Here is a 21,827-nt window from a genome sequence, read left to right as displayed (position 1 = left end):
ATATTCGGTTATGTTATGTTGTAGATATCATAATTACCAATATAAAGGAGATGAAAAAATAATTAAGAATCTTTATTGGATTTTATTTTGATTAGTATTTGAGATGACTTATCAAAAGGAATCTCAAATAAAAACAACTACGACATAAGTGTAATTAAGTTGAATAGACAACCTTGAATTTTAACTAAGTTCTAGAAGTTTAGTAAGATTAATTTATCAGAAAATTCATTTTATATAAGAGGAATTAGACGCTGAGAATACCTCTTTTTAGTGAAAAATAATATTCTTTAAAAGTAAAAATCTAATTTCATATTATATCACGCCTTCTATATTTGTTGTTTTATAAAGGATATATTCTCATTAGATACAGCTAATAATTTTATCCAATGTATTAAAATGTATACAGGTCTGTTATAAAAAATTTTTAGCTTGTTATCTTCAAATGAGTTTATACTAGATTATCTTTTAAATTAGGAGTATGTGTAATGAAACCTTTATTTGATATTGTAATTTGTGATTTAGATGGTACCCTGATAAGAAACAATAAGAAACTTAGTACTAAAACAATCGAGACCATACAACACCTGAATAAGAAAAAAATACCTGTTATTCTTGCAACTGCTAGGGCCCCGAGAGATATAGAAAATTATTTAGATACCTTATCAATTGAGACACCTAGCATTTGTTATAATGGAGCACTAATCTTTGAAAGAAGAAATAATAAGGTTCTTTCAACTAATATGATTGATGCATTAATAGTCGGAAAATTATTCGAAGTTTTAAAAGCAGGAAGATATATAGATAATTATTTAGCGGAAAAAAATAATAAATTTTGGGTTGAATCAATCGATGACGATGTCCAAGGATGGATTAATATGGGGTGTCCACCACATGCAATAGGATATCCCTCAGATTTTGTGGAAGACCATTTATCCAAATTACTAGTTCGAGGAGATATCCCTGAAATTATCGGAATTTTAGAAAAACAATTCAAGGATCAATTAATCTATACATTTTCAGACTCTAGAAGGGTTTGGATGGAAATTTTGTGCAAAAATGCAGGGAAAGCAGCTTCCGTAAAATGGATAGCAAGTCACTATAATGTACCCCTTTCAAAAATAGTAGCTTTTGGAGATGCGGAAAATGATATTGAAATGTTGGAACTGGCTGGTTTAGGTGTTGCAATGGGAAATTCTGAAGAGCATGTTAAATTCAAAGCAAATCGAGTTGCTCCAACAAATGAGGATGATGGGGTAGCATCTATCTTGGAAGAGCTTTTTTTATTAAAAAATCAGAATTAGAGGAAGGGAAAGGTGAATTTATATGATAAAGAGCGGTTTGTTATATACATGTGGTAAATCGAAGGCTATGTATTATGCAGAGGAAGATGAATTACTTATCATGCATTTTTTGGATAGTGTATCTTCTTATACACAAAATAAAAATGCCCGAATTAGTGGAACTGGAATATTAAGATGTGAATTTTCATCCCACATTTTTGAAATGTTGCATAAGAAAGGGATACCAAATCATTATATTTCGAATTTAGGAAATGGAAGAATGAAAGTGAATAATTTAGATATGATTAAATTAGAAGTAATTCCAAGAAATGTTGCTGCTGGCTCCATTGTGAGGAATTTTCCTATTCAACATGGACAAGTTTTTGATCCACCAATCTTAAAGCTTGATCTGAAGTATTCAAATGATCCAATGCTGAATTCAGATTATATTCTTGCGATGGGGGTTGCTACTAAGAAAGAGCTAGCTGTTATAAGAGATTTAGCATTTGAATTAAATTCAATTTTAAAGGAATTTTTTATTGAACGGGGAGTTAAGCTAGTTGATTTTAAATTTGAGATTGGTAGGGATTCAAGAGGGAACTTGATGATAGGGGATGAGATTTCACCGGACGGTATGCGTTTATGGGATATAGAAACAAACAAATCTTTAGATAAAGATGTTTTTCGCTATAATAAGGGGAATTTAGTAGATGCGTATGAAGAAGTATTAAAACGTATAATGCCATTAGAAAGTATGAATCAATAAGATGAATAAGCTAGATGCAGTGTTTATTAGATATTCAGCTGATACAGCTAGCTTTGAATTGGATCCCCAAAGATCACCTGTTTGTTATGTAAATCCAGGACAAGAAATTATGCTTGAGACAATGAATGCATTTTCTCAAGAAACTGATAGTGAAGAAGAATTAAATGATGTAATTGAAAAAGGGAAACATCATCCTTTCACAGGACCAGTATATATTAATGGAGCTTTACCAGGAATGACAATGGCTGTAACAATTAAAAATATTAACTTAGCGAACTATGTATATACATGTATTTCACGCTCCTCAGGTGTGCTAAAAGGACATTTTGAAGGGCGTAACTATAAAAAGATGAAAATTGAGGAAAATCAAATAGATTTTGAAGGCGTTAAACTAAGCGTTATTCCTAGTTTAGGAGGGATAGGGTTAGCGGATCCTTTAAAAACAAGAAACGGTGCAACTTGTAAATATGGTGGGAATTTGGATATTCGATGGCTAGTGGAAGGAACTAAAGTGTATCTGCCGGTAGCTATTGAAGGTGGGTTGTTATATGCTGGGGATTTACACGCCTTGCAAGGGAATGGTGAGCCTTCAGGTATTGCATTAGAAGCATCAGGCACTTTGAATTTAACAGTAAATTTATTTGAAGCCGAAACTCCTACACCTATTTTAGAAGTAGAACAAGGAATTGTAGTAATTGGGTTTGGTGAGACTTTTGAAGGAGCTGTAAAAATGGCAGTAGATATATCTTCAAATATTTTAGCTAAGGCGCATTGTATAAAAAAGGTAGATGCATACATGTTACTAGGGAGCGTATCAGATATTATTATTGGGCATTTGACAGGGAGAATTAAGAGTGTAGGGGTGTTAGTTCCTCATAATGTTTTACATCTAGAAAATGTGATAGGTAAAGAAATATAGAAAATAAAAATTCGTTACATGTAAGTATAAGATTTTCTAGAAAGAGAGGAATTACTTTGCCATTTAATAATGAGTTTTTAACCATTGCTCTTTCAAAGGGACGACTATTATCTGAAACTTTGAGGGTTTTGCAATCAAAGGGGATAAAAATTTCTGATTACTCCGGTGATTCTCGTAAGTTGTGTTTTGAAATAAATGAAAAAAAATTGCGTTTCATTCTAGTAAAACCAGTAGATGTTCTACTGTGGATAGAGAAAGGGTTTGCTGATTTAGGAATTGTAGGAAATGATTTGTTGTTAGAAAAAGGGAAAGATTTTGTAGAACTTTTTGATTTAGGGATTGGAAAGTGTAAAATTTGTATTTGTGTAAAACCTGGGGTAAATATAAAGGATGTAAAATCTGTAGCCAGTAAATATCCTAACATTACAAAAAAAATTTTTGATAAGCAAGCTCATGATATAGATATAATACATTTAAATAGTTCAGTTGAGGTAGCTCCGATGTTAAATATAGCTGATTGTATTGTAGAAATAGTACAGTCAGGCAAGACACTTGCTGAAAATGGATTAATGATTTATGACACAATTGAAGAAATTTCTACAAAAATTATAAAAAAACAAAAATATTCGTATGAAAAGGAAGTCCAAATTAATGAATTTCTAACGAATCTCAAAAATGATTCCTATAAAAATAACATATCATTTAGTGTATAGGGTAATATTTTTACTAAATGGGGGTGTTTTTCGATGAAAGTAGTAGTTATAACAGGAACAAATCGAGGGCTTGGTTATGGAATTGCAAAATCTTTTGCGGATAAAGGGAATAAAGTAATTGGATTAAATCGAACGTTATGTAAAGAATCGTGGCTAGAAGAAATTCAATGTGATGTTACTAAAAGAAATGAGATTGAAAAAGCAATTAATCAAATAATTAAGCGCTTTGGTCAAATAGATATAATTGTTAATAATGCAGGGATAAGAAGATTTGACAATATTACAAAGATGACTGAACAGGATTGGCAAGATAGTATAACTACCAATCTTTCAGCACCATTATGGTTAATCCAATATACTGCAAAATGGTTAAAACAAACTAATGGGCTTATTGTTTTTGTTGGAAGTCATGCAAGTGAATACTATTTTGAACAAGGAGTTGCTTATTCAAGTACAAAATCAGCTCTCCGTGCAATGGCTGAGACAGCAATTCAGGATTTAAGACATGAGGGGATACGTGTTAGTTATTTATCTTTAGGAGCAATTGCTAATAGGCCTATGGAAAATGACGAGTGGAAAATGTTGCCGAGTGATATAGGACAATTGGTTGTTGCACTTGCAGAATTACCGTTAAGGGTTATACCCGCATTTGTAGAAGTAAGGCCATTAAATCCAAATAAAGCACCAATTTCAGGTTTGGAACGATTACAATATATATAAATTTTTAATAAATATTTAAATCCCCCACTTTTGTTGTCTGCAAAAGTGGGGGATTGTTCTTCCATTTATATCATCATTAAAAATAATTAACCTTTAGAGAGGGGATATTATGAATTTATATAAGGATAAAATGAAGTTAAAGTTGTTGTTCTTTTATTTCGCCTTTTACGGTGCATTTGGTACTTTTTATCCAATGATTTCACTGTTTTTCCTAGAGAAAAATTTAACTGCTTTTGAAATAGGAAAAATAATATCAATTGGTTTAATGATAAATATTATTGTTCAGCCAATTTGGGGAATAGTTTGTGATAGATTTAATTTAAGTAAAGTTGTTTTAAAAATTAGTCTGATTTTTACCTCTATATTTTGTATACTTCTGTGGTTTAATAACGATTTTTTATATGTATTAATTATGTTTAGTTGCTTAACTATTTTTAATGTAGCTGTAACGCCTATAATTGATAGTATTACTTTAGAATATATTGAGCATTCAAGAGAATTTGGTTTTATAAGAGCTTGGGGATCTATGGGGTATGCTATTTTATGTTGGGTGAGTAGCTTATTAACTAATTATTTTGGTGTACATGCCATTCTTTACTGTTACTCATTACTTATGATAAGTTGCGTATTGATATCAAATAAAATCCCTATATCACAAGTTAAAGAAAATCAAAAGAAAGCTTTAAAAACTGATTTAAAAAGAATATTTTCTCAATATGGATTTATTACTTTTACATTTTCGGCAATTCTTATTTTTGGGACACATCAAGCAAATGCTACATATTATGCCATTCTTTATAAAGAGCTAGGTGGAGGAGTTGTGGGAGTAGGAATTTCATTTTTTTTAGTTGCTGGATTTGAAGTTCCGACAATGTTTTTATCAAATCTTTTAACTAGAAAATTCGGGCTAAGTTTTTTACTTATATTATCAGGAATACTTGTATCTATGAGGTGGATTTTTTATAGCTTACAACCTAGTATTATTTTTGTACTAATCTTATTAGCATTAAATGGCTTAATAATCGGTTTATTTATTGTCTTATGTACACAATTTGTTAATGAGTCTACACCTCATGATGTTCAAGTGACGGCTCATTCATTATTTTGGGCGTTTGCAAATGGATTAGGTAGTATGCTTTTTACTTATTTAGGAGGATTAACAATAGAGAGTGCAAATATATTCAAAGTTTATCAATATTTTGGACTTTTTTCTTTTGGAGGGGTAATTCTAACTATCATTGCGACTGTATTATTAAAAAAAGTTACGAAGGAATCTACCCATAGTATTACTTAAGTAAATAATTAGTGTTTGGTATAACTAATTTATTATATATTAGGTTAGGGAGAGTGTATATTTTATTAAACGTTTTAGGCTGGACAGGATTTTATCCAAATCCAGCCTGCAATTTCTTTAAATATTGATTTTAACCCCATATAACAAGTTTGCTTTAAATAATATATTTTAATGTTATTCTTCAATAAACTCAAAAAAACCGGGGGCATTAAAGCTTTGAATCATATCATACTTCTCAAACATTTTAATTTTTATTTCTTGTTCTAAATCTTCTCTTTCTTGTATAGGGGTATTTTGTAAACTTCTTCTTATTTTAGATGAGAATAATATTAAAAATTGTTCAAAGTTCTCAATATTAGTATGTGTTTTATCAAGTATATTTTTCATGATTTTTTCCTTTCAATTCTATAGTATTTCCATAATTTTTTTTAATTTGGTAATTGCCCTTTTATGGTGGTAACAAATAATCTGTTCGGATTCTTTTAATATTTTAGCTGCCTCATTATTTTTATAATTGTATATATATATTAAATTTAAAATGGTGAGTTGTTTATTAGACAAGGAATTTAATGCTTTAAATAAATTTGTATCAGAAACATGATCTCTAATATCTAGCTGAATACGTTCATATCTTGAATCGGTTAAATCTGCTTTAGAAGAAATTAGTGTATTATATCTTACACTCTTATCCCGGTCCTCTGTAGAATCATCAAGCTTTAATAAGAATCTTTTTTTATTAAGGGATACTTTTTTATCGAAATCTATAGAGTAATAGTGGATAAGTTTATTAATATAGTTGATAATTTTTATTTGTCTAAAATGTGTTTTAAATGCAATGTCCAAATTTTCTTTATTTGATAAATTTGGATTTTTAATTGCTTCTTCAAATAAAGCATAATTGTCAGGGTTTTCAAGAAAACATTTTACAATGGGTTCATTTAATTTTTTATAATATTTAATTTGGAATTTTTGAATTGAATTATTTATCATAAGAACTCCCTCCCTATTCATAAAAAGAGAAATTAACAATCAAAACATCAAAATTTTTACATAAAAAATAGAACTTATGTTCCTATTATATCCAATTTGTACTTTTTGTAAAAGGGATAAATCTAGGAATTGTCTAAAAATATTGATTTCTAAAATGTGGAAGTTTCAGGTGTATCCTAGGATAGTAAATAGAGAAACTTAACTTTTTTTAATAATACGAATTAAAATCGTCGTCTTTTATAAAAAATAATTACTTATATATTATATTTGAATATAGGGATGATACTCTTTTGTATAAGTAGCTATTAAGTTATAAAGCTGTATTATAAAAAGACATAAAAAGAAGTTATCAACAAAGTAGCTATTTAACTACCTTGCTGATAACCTGATATAAGTATTTTATAGATTGTATCTTTTATTGTAATATTCAATAAAAGATTTTAGAAGTCGCACAGTTGTCACTATATCTTTTGGGTCAACCATTTCAAAGGCTGTATGAGTATAACGGGTAGGAATACCAATTAAAGCAGATGGAATTCCGTTCTTGTAAAATTCCAGGCCATCAGATCCATAGTGATGATAGGTTGCTCGTTGGAAAGGAAGTTTATTTTCTAAAGCTACTTTTTCTAAAGAGTCTAGTAAATTTTCATCATAATTAATGAATCCATCTTTATAAACTAAACTTGGTCCTGCTCCTAATTTAGTTGGGTATTCTTCATTACTAATGGTTGGAATATCGCCTACTAATCCGACATCTAGGGGGATTGCTAAATCAAATTTTATATCTTTTCCAAGTGAATGCGCACCATATGCACCATTTTCTTCACTGACTGTAGCACCAAACCATAATTCATATTTTAATTTTTTTACATCTATTTCATTTAATAAAAGGTCCATGACATGAAGACCAACACGATCATCCATCGCTTTTCCTACATATCGGGATCCTACTCTTTTTAAGTCGCGATGCCATACTACATTTGCCCCAACTTGAACACCTAAACTTTCTGCTTCTTCTTTACTATTCACACCAATATCTACATAAAAACTATTAAAAGTTAGAGGCTTATTAATTAGATCGGTTGTTAGCACATGTCCACTAGGAGCTGCGAAAACGCCAGTAGCTACCACTTTATTTTTAACAAGGACCTGTGCTTCTTGACCAACCATATATAAATGACCTGGTGACGTTCGGTGGGATTCTTGAGCAGGATCTAATAATAGAAAACCTTCAGGTGTAATATATCTAATTACAAAACCAATTTCGTCCATGTGTGCCTGAATAAGTAATTTAGGCCCTTTGCCTCCGATTTTAAATAAAAGATTTCCGATACGATCTTCAAAAACTTCCATTGATTTGTTTTTCCAACGATCTACTAGGCATTGACGTACCAGATATTCCCTTCCTACAGGGCCAGGAATAGTAGATAAGTCTTTTAAAGAGTTGTACATCATATTTTCATAATTATTCATATTGAATCTTCCTCTCTAAGTTAATTATGAACGCGCTCATATATTTAAAGTGGAAGTGAGTAGAGAATAATCAAACATTTTTTTTATTTATTTAAAAACCGGAAAATTTTTTGCTTAGGAATCCCCCAATTTCACTTCGTTTAGAAGTGAAATTGGGGGTAGTTCAAGAGGGTACTATAAAAAGATTGAAAGTAGAACTGAGATAATTCAAGAAAAATAAATGATAATACTTAATATTTCAACAGAATAGTATTTGTTTAGTTTCTTGTTTAAAAAGGTAGAATGAACAGTGATAATGATTTATTTGGAATAAATGAAAAATTCTATTTTTTAGTTTACTTATATTGGATAATGTGTTAACATTATTTATAGTCGGGGTGGCGGAATGGTAAACGCAGTTTTATCTAAATAAAACGAGCTAAATGCTCTTGAGGGTTCAACTCCCTCCCTCGACATATAAAGTCTTCAAAAGCAAAAAATAGAATATAAATAGTAATATATCTAACCTAATAGTAGTGGGGGTAAAGTCTTTCTTTACATCTCATTGCTATTAGGTTTTTTAATTTTTAAAGACAAATAGGTTCAGAGCCATAAGGTAAGTATTATTTTCAGTAATGTTTTTTTAGATCAAACGAGAATTATAATAAGACATAAAATTCTGATAATTGTAATATTATATGTTGCATAAAGTGTTAAAAAACTGAATATTTAAAAAAATATTTATAAAATGTAAAATATTGAAAAAAATGTATTTGTGTATTAGCATTGTGAATAATCAAGATGAGGTAATAGAAGCATAGTTTCAATGCAGTTAAAAAGAAATAAATACTCTTAAAAATACTCTGAAATCCACTCTAAAAAACCCACTCTTAAAACCCACTCACATCTTGATATTCAATAGAACTGCAAGGAATATAATAAAAGTTGAAATTTAAGACATAGTAAGTGTTGTAGTTACATAAAAAATTTTCTGTCAAAATAGCAACTATGAAATAAACATATAAGCAATAAAAATTATATTAGATGAGATAGGAGTGAATATTAGGTGAAAAAAAGGATTCTTATTACTGGAGCAAGAGGAGTTTTAGGAAAGGAGTTAATGAAATCTTTAAACCAAAAATACGATGTTTATGGTATTGATATTGCACCCTGTGATAATGAAAATATTTCACAGGTTGATATAAGGCATTATGGAGATGTCTATAGGGCTTTGGATGGAATTGATTATGTAATACATGCTGCATCTCTTCATGGAATAGATCTTAATAGTAGATCAAGACTTGATTTTATTGAATCAAACGTAGTAGGTACGGCTAATCTTTTAGAAGCCTCATCATTTTATAAAATAGAAAAATTTATTTACATAAGCAGTACATCTGTTTATGGAAGTTCTAAAGATAATAGAAGTAACGAAGCATGGTATGTGCATGAAGAGCTCCCTGTCAATCCGGTTGATATTTATGATTTAACAAAACTACAGGGTGAAGAATTATGTAAACATTATACCAAAGCCTATGAATTACCTACTTTAATCTTTAGAGCTGCCAAGTTTTATGAAGGGCCTAATCCAGTAGAAAACTATGTTCAAAGATTATATAAAGGTACTGACGTCAGAGACTTGGTACAAGCAATAGAGTTAGGATTAGAAAAGCCGGAATTAAAAGCTGATATTTTTAATATTGCAGCCCAAACCCCTTTTCAATATGAGGATGTACAGGACCTAATGAGTAACCCAGAAAAGGTTATTTGGAACTTGTTCCCAGAGATGCAGGGGGTTTTTGAAGAAAATGATTGGAAAATTCCGAATTCTATAAAAAAGGTGTATTGCATTGATAAAGCAGTTAAAGAATTGGGATATAAACCGAATCATAATTTTGAAGAAGTTTTACAATTAATAAATAAAAAACAGGGGGCGTTAAAATGAATAAACTAGCTATTTCTGGAGGGGAAGCAGTAGTATCGTTACCATATAACAAAGTATGGCCACCAATTAATCATGAAGAAATTGAAGCCTGCATTAGATTAATTGCTCGACGTGAATTATCTTATTATGGTCGTGAAGGAGAAGTGAAAGATCTAGAAGATAAATTTACAGAGTATCATCAGGTCAAATATGCAATTGCTACTGGCACAGGAACTTCATCTCTTCATTCGGCGTTTTTTGCTGTTGGTGTAGGACCTGGAGATGAGGTTATTGTTCCAACATATACCTTTTTAGCAACAGTAACACCAATCTTTCAGTGCTATGCTAAACCAGTCTTATGTGATTGTGAACCAGATACAGGAAACATTGATCCTGAGAAAATTAAACTACTTATCACGGATAAAACAAAAGCAATAGTACTTACACATATGTGGGGACATCCATGTGATATGGATAAAATTTTAGATATTTGCAAGGAACATAAAATTTTCTTAATTGAAGATTGTTCCCATGCACATGGTGCTACTTATAATGGGAAAAAAGTGGGATCAATTGGTGATGTCGGGTGTTTTAGTTTACAAACAAATAAAATTATATCAGCTGGAACTGGTGGGATTTTAATTACAAATAACCAAGAAATTTATGAAAGAGCTACTTTACTAGGGCATTTTAGGGTACGCTCTCAACAATGTGTAGAGTCCGAAAAGTATGCAAAATATGCAAAGACAGGATTTGGAATGAACTATAGAATGCATCCACTCGGTGCTGCGATGGCTAGTAGACAGATGGATGATTTAGATAGAAGAATTGAAGAACGTAATAAAAACTTAAACTATTTAACAGATTTACTAAAGGAGATTCCAGGAATCAATCCGCCGATTACAAGAGAAAATGTAACAAGAGGTGCCTATTATGGTTACAAACCTCATTATAAATCTGAGGAATTGAATAATTTACCACTTGAGGCATATGTGGCGGCTCTTCAAGCTGAAGGAGTGGATGTACACTTACCAGGATCCAAACCCCTGCATTTAAGTCCAATATTCCAAGAAGGAGGGGCAAAGGATTTATATTCATTTAATGGAAACACATATTATGATATGAATATAAATTATAAACGTGGAGATTTCCCAGTTGCAGAAAAATTCCAGGGTACGAGTTTAAGCATGCCAACATTCACTGGCGAACCAGATCTTTTAATTGAACAATATGCATCCGCATTTAGAAAAATTGCTAATAATGTTGAAGAAGTGGCGAGTTGGTGGGAAAAGAAAAGCAAAGTGGAAGCGAGAGTTTAACGATATATAACGTAGAATTTGTTTCTACATGTAATCCACTGATGGTGTACTTGATTGAGAATAATATACTTTTCTATTATTCTCAATCTACTTAAACTATATTTCAATTGGAGAGAATAAAAAGTATGAATATAAAGTTGAACTATAATATTTATTTGTTAATAATCGGAAACTTTATATCACAGATGGGAACAATTATCTATAATATTGCAATATCTTGGTGGTTAATAAAATTAACAGGTTCAGCTGAATATATAAGTTATGTATTGGTTGCGTCACTTATTCCTGCGGTTTTCTTGGGCCCAATAAGTGGTGCTCTAGTAGACCGAATAAATAAGAAAGCAACCCTTATATGGACGGATGTTATAAGTGGTTGTTTAACGATTGGAATTGGAATCATGGTTTATCTAAATTTTTTTAATATATGGCTTCTTATAATATTTAGTTTTTTATTAGGAGTTAATATAACTTTATTTAAACCTACGGCACGTTCAATTATGCCTGTGATTGCAAGTAAAGAGGAATTATTAAAGGCGAACTCGTTGTTATCAAGTTCAAGTGCTATAACAAAAATTTTAGGGCCATTTATTGGAGGAGCTATACTAGCTGTACCTTACTTAGGAGTTACAGGAGCGTTCATAATAAATGGTGTTTCATTTATCATTTCAGCCATCTGTGAAATGTTTATAAAATATAATCATATAAAATTAGAAAGCAAATCTGTGAGTTTATTAAAGGATATCAAAGAAGGTATTCAATATACTTTTAGCAACCCGTTTATTCGAGATTTATTACTAGTTGGATTTATGGTTAATATTTTTCTAGGTTCATTATATATACTTCTTCCTTTGTATATAAATAATTTTTTACATGAATCTAGTCAATTATATTCTTATTTGTTAACAAGTGAGGCTATAGGTGGGATGCTAATTGGTCTTATATTAGCTAAAGCAAAACTAGGAGCAAGCTATAAAAACTTATCATGGTCGATTATATTAATAGGATTATCTCTCACTTTAATGTCTGTCTTTACTGATAAATTAATATTGCTTTTTGCGATGTGTTTAGTAGGTTTCTTTCAAGTTGCATTAGATATAATATTTTTCTCGTATATACAAATTAATGTGGATAAGGAAAAATTAGGGCGCGTTTTTTCAATTGTATTTATGCTCAGCACATTAGCATTGCAAATTTCCTATGTAATCTTTGGATTTTTAGGGATATATATACTTGAGTATGCTTTCATACTTTTGGGAGTTTGTATTGTGTTATGTAGTACGCCTTTAATGATACAAATTCTAAAAGGAAGAAAAGAAAACAAAGTAAATCATAGTTTGTAATATTATAAAAATAATTTTGTATAAATGCACAGAGATAAAAAATATTTGTGGAGGTGAATGTAGTAATGAGTTACACTTTGCCGTTAGCGTGTATTATTTTTGAAGAGGATTTGATTTCCCAAAAGGTAATAAAAAAACTTAAAAACACTAAAACAATTCTAATTAAACACAGAAAAGATAGGGAGATTGATAGGGTTTTTAATCAATTTGAATATGTAGCTATGGTACATAGTGGTTTGAAAATAGATAATCGATTTGTTATGGATTTAGTTTGGAAATCTATAAAAACCAATACTAAAATTGGTTTTATTGTGCATCCTAACTTAGAGAAGCTAAATCTAGCGGTATTAAATCAATTATCTACAAATTCAAGACACGCTATACTTAATCATTGTAAATCTGTAAATCTTCAGATAGATGAAGATAATTTTTGGTATGGATCAGGGAAGCATGCGAGTATAACAAATTTGTTTGAATGGGTTAATAGGGGAGAAGTACCAAGTGTTGTATCATTATTATCACACTCAAGGGAAGATCTTATTTATGCAGTAGACGGAATGTTGTGTTCCAAGGGACAAAAAATAGAGACTAATAATCCAATCCCTTGCTGTTATGCCACCGGATATTGTTATAGGGAAGATCTCCCTTCGTTTGATATTTCGAAATTAAAAGCAAACTTAATTATTCTTAATGGTTGTACAAACTTTAAAATAGGAGCGGATGTATATCATCCAGAAACTACGCTTATAGGTAAAATGTTAGAAGGAGGAGTAAAACATATTATTGGTAGTCCATTAATTAAAGTTGGATATATTGAAGAACTATACTTTATACATTCACAAATGGGGGAGAAAAGTTTAGGAGAAATAGTTCATCATTTAAATAAAACTTATCTGGGGAGTGCCATTGGAGAACCACCATTTGCTTTATGGGGGGATCCAAGAACTATTTTATCAAAATTGACACATGAGAACAATGTAGGACAAGGTTTAATTGGTGGGGAGAAATTTGTAGATCTTGTTATGAAAAATAAAAAGTATAATACTCCAAATTTCAGTATTGAGGATGATATACATGAGATACATCTAGCATATAAAGCTTATCTAGAATATACAAAATGGCCATTTTTAGGATTAACAACTAACTTTGTATCAGGTGCTCTTTCGCAGCTAGAAAACTTAATAAAGGGAACTAATAAAATGATTTCTGAATCTTCCCTTGTTCAAAATGGGAAAACCCACTACAAGCTACATGAAAAAATTGAAAAGATATCTAAGGCGGAAAAGACAATTGAGAAACAATTAATAGATTATTTAGTTGATAGAACATATAATAAAGGATTTGATTTGACTGACTGTTATAGGGAAGGTTTTATATTAGCTGATGTTCAGAAGGCGTGTTGTCCAGGGTGCAAAGAAGAAAGTAGTTTATACCGTTTAGAATCTCCTTATGACATGGTGAGGTTGGTAAATAATTGTCCACGTTGTGGAATTCCAGAGGATTATCCAGTGAATAACAAACAAAAACCGTTGTTTAATATTCGAACTGAAAAAAATAAAATCCACGTTGAATTTGAAAAATTTGAAGGTGAAATAGGGGTTTGTGTTGTTTCAGGAAAAAAATTTAATTTTGATAAATTTAGTAAAACAGAAAAAAACGGAAAATGTATTTATAGTATTCTAGTTGAAGATGTAAAACCTCACCGCTATCAATTAAAAATCTTTAATATCAATCAAGGAACTGTATCCTCTTATCAAAGAATCATGCATATTCAAAAGCATTTTGATTCAGTCGTTGTGAACTTCAAGGAATTTGAAAATATCGAAATATTTTGACTGTATAGGAGCGATTTTTTATGACAAAAAATGATCAAATCAAGGTAGAAGATTTTATTTTAAAACATAATTTAAAAACATCAATTGAGACAAGAATGCTAGATTTGTTATCAGAAATTGGTGAATTAGCAAAAGAAGTACTAAAAGGAAATAGTTATGGAACAAACTCGTTAGTATTAACAGAGGATTGGGCAGATGAATTAGGAGATGTATATTTTGCAGTCCTTTGTTTAGCTATAGAATCTGATGTTAATATACATCAAGCATTAAATGACACAATAGAAAAGTATAATAAGAGAATAGCTGTGAAGTCAAACCCTGGTTCAGAATAATATAAGGAGGCATATAATATGTCTGAAAAAGACTTTTCATTATTTATATGTGCACCAAGTGTTACTGGAGATTTACATCTAGGACATGCCTTGATGGCAGCTATACAGGATGCTATTGTACGTTGGAAAAGAATGCATAATTATAACGTCAATTTTTATTTTGGAACTGATGCTGCGGGATTTGCTACTGAAAAAGTAGTAGAGCGACATCTTTTAAAACAGGGAATTAAAAAGGAGAATTTAACAAGAAAAGAATTCTTAAATCATATATGGGAATGGATAAGACTTTATGACAAAAGAATTTATGAGCAGTTTAAAAAGATGGAGATTTCTTGTAATTGGGATAACAAACTATTTACTATGAGTCCAAAGTATTCAGAGGCAGTTTTAAAAAGCTTTATTAGATTTTATGAAGCAGGTTATATCTATAAAGGGAAATACCCTGCTAATATTTGTCTAAACTGTGCAACATCATTGAGTGATCTTGAGGTAGATATAAACAATAAGAAAAAAATCTTAGAAATTGTATATTTTCAAGATAGTAAAGGGAATAACATTCCTGTAGCTTATAGGGAAATTGAAGACTTATTAGAAACCAAAGGTATATTATTGGATAATTATAGAGATGTATTAAAAAATGAAACTCATCTTTATAATCCTTTAACCAAGGAATGGATTCCTATCATTATAAATAAGGATTTACATGTTGTAGAACTTGGTGATGGTCCAGAAAGTATTGAAAATTTCGCTACACCGTTATTACCAACGAAACGAAAACTACATTTTAAGCACTATAAAAATTTATTAGAGCAAGATAAGTCCATTGAAAAGAATATTTTTTCAAAGGAATATATCTTAAATAAACTTGCAAATTTAAAGGCTTATGGTTATAAGATAGAGCGTGAGATTAATCAAGAATTTTGTAGTAAATGTTTATCGGAAGTTATTGTAGAAATGTCAGATCAGTGGTTTTTAAAAACAGAAGAATTAGCCAATCAATTAAAAGAAAGAATACAAAATGGAGAAGTTAAGTTCTATCCTGAAAGTGGATTAAAAAAATCTTTAGAATGGCTAGATAGTATAGAAGATTGGTGTATATCCAGACAGATTGCATTAGGACATAGAATCCCTGCTTGGAAATGCCAAGATTGCAACGAATATACTATTTCATTAAGCACAATTGAAGAGTGTTCATCATGTAAAAGTACTAGGATAGAAGAAATAAAAGATGTACTTGATACTTGGTTCTCAGGTGCACATTATTTTTTTGCTAATCTTGGATGGCCAGATGACTTGGAACAACTTAACAAGAATTATCCTGTATCTCTTATTGAGACTGGTCATGATATTTTATTCTTTTGGGTTATAAGAAATATGCTTCTTAGTCTTTTTCATACCGGAAAATTACCTGCTAATAAGGTATTATTACACGGCCTTGTTTTGGACAAAAGTGGTAGTAAAATGAGTAAATCAAAAGGAAATACAATTAATGCACTAGAGGTTTTAGAGAACCCTATTTATGGACCAGATGTAATTAGATATGGATTATTAATGAATTGTGAACCTGGAAAAGATGTAATGATTGATATGGGCACTTTTGATATTGCTAAATCAGTTATTGATAAAATTGAAAAATTAATTAACAGTGTTAATACAAATCAGAATTATGACATACAAAAAATTAAAATACATAACGATTTGTATAGATGGATGTTTCGGGAGCAGATGAGGATATATGAGATAATGGACGATAGATTTGATAGTTATGATTTTCGAACAATTCTACATGAGGTTTCTAACTTTATTAATAGAAGCTTTTTCTGGATTACTAGTATTAAGGAGAAAAATCACCAAGAGTTCTATTTTTTAGTAGGTACATTAATTACGATTTTAGAGCCAGTACTGCCTAAGCTTAGTGAACAGGGAAGAAAGAAATTGGGGTGGAACATATCTATAACAGATTTAAAGCAATTGTATAGAGAGTATACTGATATTGTCTTTAATATTGAGGACGTTGACTCTTTATTAAGTAATTTATTACAATTGGAAGCTGTTTTTAATAAAAAAGTAGCTAGTAAAATAGGATTGGAAATAATAGGGGAAGAAAATTCTGCGCAATTTGCAGATTCGTATAAGGATCTTATAAGAAAACAAACTAATTTTAACTCTATTAATAAAGATGATGGTGGTTATAAAATAACATTTGCTTCCTCAATAGATCAAATTATTTTTCAGTTTAATATACCTAATGAATACGGGTATATATTGAAAAATTTAGATAAACATTTGCGTTCTGAAATTAGAAAAATGAATAGAGAATTAAAAGAAGTTCAAAAGTTATTAGATGATACCAAGTTTATTTATAATGCTCCTCAGGACAAGGTTCAAGAAACACGTAAGAAAAGGGCTGACTTGAAAAATAAAATTAATAGTTATTCAAATACAATACAAAAAATGTATTCATTGTATTAATGGGAATTTTCTAATAGTATAGATGGTGATGATGTTATCTTGTAAACATAATTGAAAGGAGTCTGTTCTATGTTTCAATCAAAGCGTATTAATTTAAGGAAATTTACGATAGAGGATATTTCTACTTATCATAATTGGAGAAACGATATGCAAGTTATGGCATTTACCAATCCAAATTTAGATGTATATTCTTTCAATGAAACAGAGCAATTTTGTCAAAATATAATTAACAGTTCAAGTTCCAAGAGTTATATTATTGAAGAGAAAGATTCGCAAACACCAATTGGCATCACATCACTAATAAATATAGATCCGTATAATAGAAATGCAGAATGCATTATAGATATAGGAGACAAAGATTATTGGGGAAATGGTTTTGGATATGAAGCTCTAGAGATATTATTAAACTATGCCTTTCAAGAATTAAATTTACATCGTATATATTTACGAGTTTTCTCTTTTAATGAAAGAGCCATAAAATTATATGAAAAGCTTGGTTTTGAACATGAGGGATGTCAAAAAGAAGCAATATATCGAAATGGAAAATGGAATGATATATTGTTTTTAGCGAAATTAAACAAAGGTAATTAGTTATATTGGTTCTGGTGCAAAAAGAAGATAAATAAAAAAGAATCAAGGATTCCTAACGGAATCACCTGTTAAGCAGTTAATCCAAACAGCTGGTTGATAAAAATATTCTGATTTTGGACAGACTGATTGATCTTACCCCCGTCAAGTAGACAACTATAAAAAAGACTACGCAGCCATCGAAATTCGATATTCAATTGGAGCCCGATGGTGGGGTACGGCAACCATTCCTTCTTTTTGAAGCCACTTGCCAAAGTGGTCTTTTTTTATGTAATTTTACTATACCGAACTAGATTTCGGTATAGTTTTTGTTTTTAATTCATTGTTTTTTCTTTACCGAACACGTATAATTTCTATATCAAAACAACTTTACCGAACACATTAAGATTAGGAGCATGTTTAATGAATTATATAGACTCATTTCAATGTTATTTACAAGAAGAGGGAAAACGCCATCGTACAATTCAAGAATATGTAGCGTCCGTTGTAGCTTTGGAAAAATGGGTAGTTGAAAGAACTGGTGAAAATTTCAATCCGGATTTTCTTACATCTAGGGATTTACACGAATGGGTATCTTTTATGCAAACCGTAGAAAAATTGGCACCAGCCACAATTAATAAAAGAGTGGCAGCTATTAAGGTGTATTGGTCTTATTTAGTGCAAGCTGGATATTCTATCTTAAATCCTACAATCAAAGTAAAAAGAAAACGAATCTCACCTTTAGCGCAAGCACCTAGGTGGCTTAGTCGCTTAGAGCAAGATAAATTTTTACATCAAATACATAAAGAAAAAAATGCATGGAAAAAAACGAGAAATCTTGCGATTGTTCAAATCATGCTACAAGCTGGACTCAGGATTTCAGAGGTAGTATCACTAGATATCGAAGATATAGATTTAAAACGCCGAACAATAACCGTAATTTCCGGAAAAGGTGGAAAGAATCGAATTGCTCTTATGAATTTAGAATTAATGAAAACAGTAGAAAATTGGTTAGGGGTACGAGGTGAATTATCTCAAGTTGCATTATTTTTGTCAGCAAGGCATTCTACTCGGATTACAAGACAAGGAATACATTATCTTATAAAAAATTACTTACATTCTATAGGACTTACAGATTATTCAGCTCACTCTCTAAGACATTCTTTTTGCCGAAATTTAGTGGATGCCAATCAGCCTTTACAAATTATAGCTCAATTAGCAGGACACGAAAGCTTAGAAACAACACGTAGATACATTACACCTAGTGAAATTGACTTGAGAAGAGCAGTAGAGAGTATCAGTTCAGATAAATAATAAAAATAAACTGTTTATTATGTAGTAAGGTTTCATTTCGTTAATAAAGGAGAAACGTTATGGTTAGTATGCAAGAAACAGCTTATCCTAGATTGAAAAATTGTCCAAATTATAAAGAATTAGAAAAACTTTTTTCACCTACCTCAAGTGAAATATCCTGGGCAAAACAGAAAACACGTACCCCTTTTTCACAATTAGGTCTATTAACTATGTTAAAAATATTTCAATGTCTAAATTATTTTCTTCCAATTAGAGACACTTCATCAGTTATTATCGAACTTATTGCAAGAAAAGCAAAACTGGATGTACCAGATCAAGTAGAATGGGATTCTTATCATCGCTCTGGTACAGGAATCCGTCAAATTGCTATGATTCGTGAATATCGCCAAGCGAAAATATTTAATAATCAAGCTCATCAAATTATGTTAAATATTATGAAAGAATCAATACTAGAAAAGGATGAGAAAAGTGATATTATAAATATCGCAATTGACGAACTTATTAAAAATAGCTATGAACTTCCAGCTTTTAGTACACTTACAAAGGCTGCAGACCACGTACATGCTGAAGCATATCGTACGTTATATCAAAATATATCCGATGCATTAACCATTGAAGAAAAACAAAAGATAGACCAATTATTTCAAGGTATTGAAGAATCCACCTACTCAGACTGGAATGTAATAAAACAAGATCCTGGACGTCCAACTTTATATCAATTGAGGCGCTGGATCTATCGTAAAAAGTGGCTCGATGAAAGACAGGTAAGATTTGATTTCTATCAACGTTTTCAAATCCCACCCGCTAAAATTGAAAGATTAGCAGCTGAAGCAAAAACATTAGATGCATCTCGGATGAAAAAATTAGAGCCTCATAAAAGATATACATTAGCTGTCTCTTTATTATCTATTCAATTAGCAAATACCATTGATGATATTGGAGAAATGTATATCAAACGTATTGCTAGTGCACATAAGAAATCTGAAAGTTCCCTTCAAGAATTGAAAAAGAAGAAAGAAAAACAAATGGATGGCTTAATTACAATTTTACGTAATACCGTGCTTGCTTTTCAATCCGAAGGATCCATAGAAGAAAAGTTTCAAGAATTAGAAAACCTAATTGGTGGAGATCCTGGGCTACGTGTATTAGATGATTGTGAGGATCATTTAGCTTATGCAGGAAACAATTATTTTTCATTTATATGGCGACACTTAAAAAGCAGTAGAGCCGATTTAATAAAAATATTAGAAACGTTAAAATTCAAGTCGACAAATCAAAATAGAGACTTAGAACAAGCTGTTTTATTTTTAGTCAAACATAAAATGAAGAAATCTGAATGGATTTCCATTCGTGATTTAACAGAGTTTACAAATGCTGATGGAGAAATGCCTACAATTGATTTTTCTTGGGTACCTGAAAAGTGGTGGCGCTGGATTTGTCCGCATCAGCGGAGAAACGTCCCTCTTGAAAAAATTCATCGTCGTCATTTTGAAGCATGTGTATTTTCGCAAATTTGGTTAGAATTAAAATCTGGAGATTTATACATAGAAGGAAGCGAAAAGTATGCAGATTATAGAAAGCAATTAATTTCTTGGGATGAATTTCAAATACATCGGGTTACTTTTTATGAACAAGCAGGGCTTCCTACAACAGCTAAGGAATTTAAGTTACAAGTCTATAACAAACTAGAACAAACGGCTATAAATGTAGATAAATCTTTTCCAACGAATAAAGCAGTTACCCTTCGTAACGGTGAACCGGTTATTACAAAACCGAAAAAGAAAAGAACATCTCCTTTATTAAAAGCTGTACGAAAACGTATTGACGAAAAAATGATTCCAATTAATGTATTAGATTTATTAGGAGATACAGAATATTGGTTGAATTGGACTCGGTTTTTTGGACCGATTTCTGGTCATGATGCAAAATTAGAAAATCCGATTGAACGATATTTAACAACAGCTTTTTGTTATGGATGTAACTTAGGACCGACCCAAACAGCACGTTCGCTATCAAATATGGATAGAAAACATATATCTTGGATAAACGATAGACATATTACAGAAGAAAATATTCAAAAAGCCATTGAATGGATTATTAATGCATATAATCGATTTAAGTTACCTAAGTACTGGGGAAATGGAACTAGCGCTTCAGCTGATGGAACCATGTGGGATCTATACGAAAAGAATCTACTGTCTGAAAATCATATTCGCTATGGTGGATATGGAGGAATTGGGTATTATCATGTCTCCGACACATATATCGCCTTATTTAGTCATTTTATTCCTTGTGGCGTTTGGGAAGGAGTTTATATTTTAGACCTTCTCATGAAAAATAAATCCGATATTCAGCCTGATACGCTTCATGCTGATACACAAGGACAAAATGCACCTGTTTTTGGATTAGCCTATTTACTAGGGATTGAACTTATGCCTCGAATTCGTAATTGGAAAGATTTAAAGTTTTTAAGACCAGATAAAGAGTCTATGTATATGCATATTGATGGATTATTTTCACAATCAGTAGATTGGAATTTGATTGAAAACCATTATGAAGATATGTTGCGTGTAGTAATGTCCATTAAAAT

At 30.8% G+C, this 21,827-nt stretch carries 18 protein-coding genes; 15 read left to right on the top strand and 3 right to left on the bottom strand.

What is annotated here, in order from left to right; translation table 11 throughout:
• Window positions 1–485: 485 nt before the first annotated feature.
• The 6 genes from RBB48_RS28800 to RBB48_RS28775 all read left to right on the top strand — a co-directional run bounded on the left by RBB48_RS28800 (window position 486) and on the right by RBB48_RS28775 (window position 5,692).
• Entirely contained in the window at window positions 486–1,301 is an 816-nt protein-coding gene (locus RBB48_RS28800) for a Cof-type HAD-IIB family hydrolase (RefSeq protein WP_306008584.1), read from the top strand.
• Window positions 1,302–1,323: 22 nt separating this feature from the next.
• Window positions 1,324–2,046: a phosphoribosylaminoimidazolesuccinocarboxamide synthase gene (gene purC / locus RBB48_RS28795; protein WP_306008583.1), complete on the top strand. Its 723-nt coding sequence runs from the start codon at window positions 1,324–1,326 to the stop codon at window positions 2,044–2,046.
• A 1-nt stretch (window position 2,047) separates the two neighbouring features.
• Window positions 2,048–2,965 (top strand): acetamidase/formamidase family protein, encoded by a 918-nt coding sequence (locus tag RBB48_RS28790; RefSeq protein WP_306008582.1) that lies wholly within the window; start codon window positions 2,048–2,050, stop codon window positions 2,963–2,965.
• A gap of 56 nt (window positions 2,966–3,021) precedes the next feature.
• Complete coding sequence (gene hisG, locus RBB48_RS28785; RefSeq protein ID WP_306008581.1) at window positions 3,022–3,678, top strand: ATP phosphoribosyltransferase; 657 nt, start codon at window positions 3,022–3,024, stop codon at window positions 3,676–3,678.
• 33 nt (window positions 3,679–3,711) lie between these two features.
• Entirely contained in the window at window positions 3,712–4,398 is a 687-nt protein-coding gene (locus tag RBB48_RS28780; protein WP_306008580.1) for an SDR family NAD(P)-dependent oxidoreductase, read from the top strand.
• Window positions 4,399–4,507: 109 nt separating this feature from the next.
• Window positions 4,508–5,692, top strand: a complete 1,185-nt coding sequence (locus RBB48_RS28775; protein WP_306008579.1) for an MFS transporter — start codon at window positions 4,508–4,510, stop codon at window positions 5,690–5,692.
• Between the two features lie 174 nt (window positions 5,693–5,866).
• Here the strand turns inward: RBB48_RS28775 and RBB48_RS28770 are convergent, their stop codons facing one another.
• The 3 genes from RBB48_RS28770 to RBB48_RS28760 all read right to left on the bottom strand — a co-directional run bounded on the left by RBB48_RS28770 (window position 5,867) and on the right by RBB48_RS28760 (window position 8,155).
• The gene (locus tag RBB48_RS28770) at window positions 5,867–6,079 is read right to left on the bottom strand and encodes a hypothetical protein (RefSeq protein WP_306008578.1); all 213 of its coding nucleotides are present in this window, start codon (window positions 6,077–6,079) and stop codon (window positions 5,867–5,869) included.
• A gap of 18 nt (window positions 6,080–6,097) precedes the next feature.
• Window positions 6,098–6,682: a sigma factor-like helix-turn-helix DNA-binding protein gene (locus RBB48_RS28765; protein WP_306008577.1), complete on the bottom strand. Its 585-nt coding sequence runs from the start codon at window positions 6,680–6,682 to the stop codon at window positions 6,098–6,100.
• Between the two features lie 399 nt (window positions 6,683–7,081).
• A complete protein-coding gene (locus RBB48_RS28760; RefSeq protein ID WP_306008576.1) occupies window positions 7,082–8,155 on the bottom strand; it encodes a M42 family metallopeptidase in 1,074 nt (357 codons plus the stop codon).
• Between the two features lie 1,045 nt (window positions 8,156–9,200).
• Here RBB48_RS28760 and RBB48_RS28755 point away from each other — a divergent pair.
• The 9 genes from RBB48_RS28755 to RBB48_RS28715 all read left to right on the top strand — a co-directional run.
• Complete coding sequence (locus RBB48_RS28755) at window positions 9,201–10,079, top strand: NAD-dependent epimerase/dehydratase family protein (protein ID WP_306008575.1); 879 nt, start codon at window positions 9,201–9,203, stop codon at window positions 10,077–10,079.
• On the top strand, window positions 10,076–11,377 hold the full coding sequence (locus RBB48_RS28750; protein ID WP_306008574.1) for a DegT/DnrJ/EryC1/StrS family aminotransferase: 1,302 nt from the start codon (window positions 10,076–10,078) through the stop codon (window positions 11,375–11,377). The genes RBB48_RS28755 and RBB48_RS28750 overlap by 4 nt, the downstream gene beginning before the upstream one ends.
• A gap of 125 nt (window positions 11,378–11,502) precedes the next feature.
• Entirely contained in the window at window positions 11,503–12,717 is a 1,215-nt protein-coding gene (locus RBB48_RS28745; protein WP_306008573.1) for an MFS transporter, read from the top strand.
• A gap of 65 nt (window positions 12,718–12,782) precedes the next feature.
• Entirely contained in the window at window positions 12,783–14,552 is a 1,770-nt protein-coding gene (locus RBB48_RS28740; RefSeq protein WP_306008572.1) for a hypothetical protein, read from the top strand.
• Window positions 14,553–14,572: 20 nt separating this feature from the next.
• Window positions 14,573–14,884 carry a MazG-like family protein gene (locus tag RBB48_RS28735; RefSeq protein WP_306008571.1) on the top strand — a complete coding sequence of 104 codons (312 nt, stop codon included), beginning with the start codon at window positions 14,573–14,575 and terminating at the stop codon, window positions 14,882–14,884.
• Between the two features lie 18 nt (window positions 14,885–14,902).
• Window positions 14,903–17,356 carry a class I tRNA ligase family protein gene (locus RBB48_RS28730; RefSeq protein WP_306008570.1) on the top strand — a complete coding sequence of 818 codons (2,454 nt, stop codon included), beginning with the start codon at window positions 14,903–14,905 and terminating at the stop codon, window positions 17,354–17,356.
• A 69-nt stretch (window positions 17,357–17,425) separates the two neighbouring features.
• On the top strand, window positions 17,426–17,947 hold the full coding sequence (locus RBB48_RS28725) for a GNAT family N-acetyltransferase (RefSeq protein WP_306008569.1): 522 nt from the start codon (window positions 17,426–17,428) through the stop codon (window positions 17,945–17,947).
• Window positions 17,948–18,346: 399 nt separating this feature from the next.
• Window positions 18,347–19,237 carry a tyrosine-type recombinase/integrase gene (locus RBB48_RS28720; RefSeq protein WP_097825666.1) on the top strand — a complete coding sequence of 297 codons (891 nt, stop codon included), beginning with the start codon at window positions 18,347–18,349 and terminating at the stop codon, window positions 19,235–19,237.
• Between the two features lie 59 nt (window positions 19,238–19,296).
• Window positions 19,297–21,827, top strand: a 2,531-nt coding sequence (locus tag RBB48_RS28715) for a Tn3 family transposase (RefSeq protein ID WP_306008568.1), incomplete at its 3' end; no start/stop codon positions are given.

This window comes from Bacillus sp. MMSF_3353 (assembly GCF_030733445.1).
GTDB classification, from domain to species: domain Bacteria; phylum Bacillota; class Bacilli; order Bacillales; family Bacillaceae_G; genus Bacillus_A; species Bacillus_A wiedmannii.
Note: the sequence above shows the minus strand (reverse complement) of the source record. Positions and strands in the feature narration are given on the sequence as shown.

Excerpts from the sequence above, each read along its gene's own strand:
- RBB48_RS28790 (WP_306008582.1), top strand. The coding sequence starts at position 2,048 with ATGAATAAGCTAGATGCAGTGTTTATTAGATATTCAGCTGATACAGCT.
- RBB48_RS28775 (WP_306008579.1), top strand. The coding sequence starts at position 4,508 with ATGAATTTATATAAGGATAAAATGAAGTTAAAGTTGTTGTTCTTTTAT.
- RBB48_RS28765 (WP_306008577.1), bottom strand. The coding sequence starts at position 6,682 with ATGATAAATAATTCAATTCAAAAATTCCAAATTAAATATTATAAAAAA.
- RBB48_RS28735 (WP_306008571.1), top strand. The coding sequence starts at position 14,573 with ATGACAAAAAATGATCAAATCAAGGTAGAAGATTTTATTTTAAAACAT.
- RBB48_RS28730 (WP_306008570.1), top strand. The coding sequence starts at position 14,903 with ATGTCTGAAAAAGACTTTTCATTATTTATATGTGCACCAAGTGTTACT.
- RBB48_RS28740 (WP_306008572.1), top strand. The coding sequence starts at position 12,783 with ATGAGTTACACTTTGCCGTTAGCGTGTATTATTTTTGAAGAGGATTTG.
- RBB48_RS28800 (WP_306008584.1), top strand. The coding sequence starts at position 486 with ATGAAACCTTTATTTGATATTGTAATTTGTGATTTAGATGGTACCCTG.
- RBB48_RS28760 (WP_306008576.1), bottom strand. The coding sequence starts at position 8,155 with ATGAATAATTATGAAAATATGATGTACAACTCTTTAAAAGACTTATCT.
- RBB48_RS28770 (WP_306008578.1), bottom strand. The coding sequence starts at position 6,079 with ATGAAAAATATACTTGATAAAACACATACTAATATTGAGAACTTTGAA.
- RBB48_RS28780 (WP_306008580.1), top strand. The coding sequence starts at position 3,712 with ATGAAAGTAGTAGTTATAACAGGAACAAATCGAGGGCTTGGTTATGGA.
- RBB48_RS28745 (WP_306008573.1), top strand. The coding sequence starts at position 11,503 with ATGAATATAAAGTTGAACTATAATATTTATTTGTTAATAATCGGAAAC.
- purC (WP_306008583.1), top strand. The coding sequence starts at position 1,324 with ATGATAAAGAGCGGTTTGTTATATACATGTGGTAAATCGAAGGCTATG.
- RBB48_RS28750 (WP_306008574.1), top strand. The coding sequence starts at position 10,076 with ATGAATAAACTAGCTATTTCTGGAGGGGAAGCAGTAGTATCGTTACCA.
- RBB48_RS28725 (WP_306008569.1), top strand. The coding sequence starts at position 17,426 with ATGTTTCAATCAAAGCGTATTAATTTAAGGAAATTTACGATAGAGGAT.
- RBB48_RS28720 (WP_097825666.1), top strand. The coding sequence starts at position 18,347 with ATGAATTATATAGACTCATTTCAATGTTATTTACAAGAAGAGGGAAAA.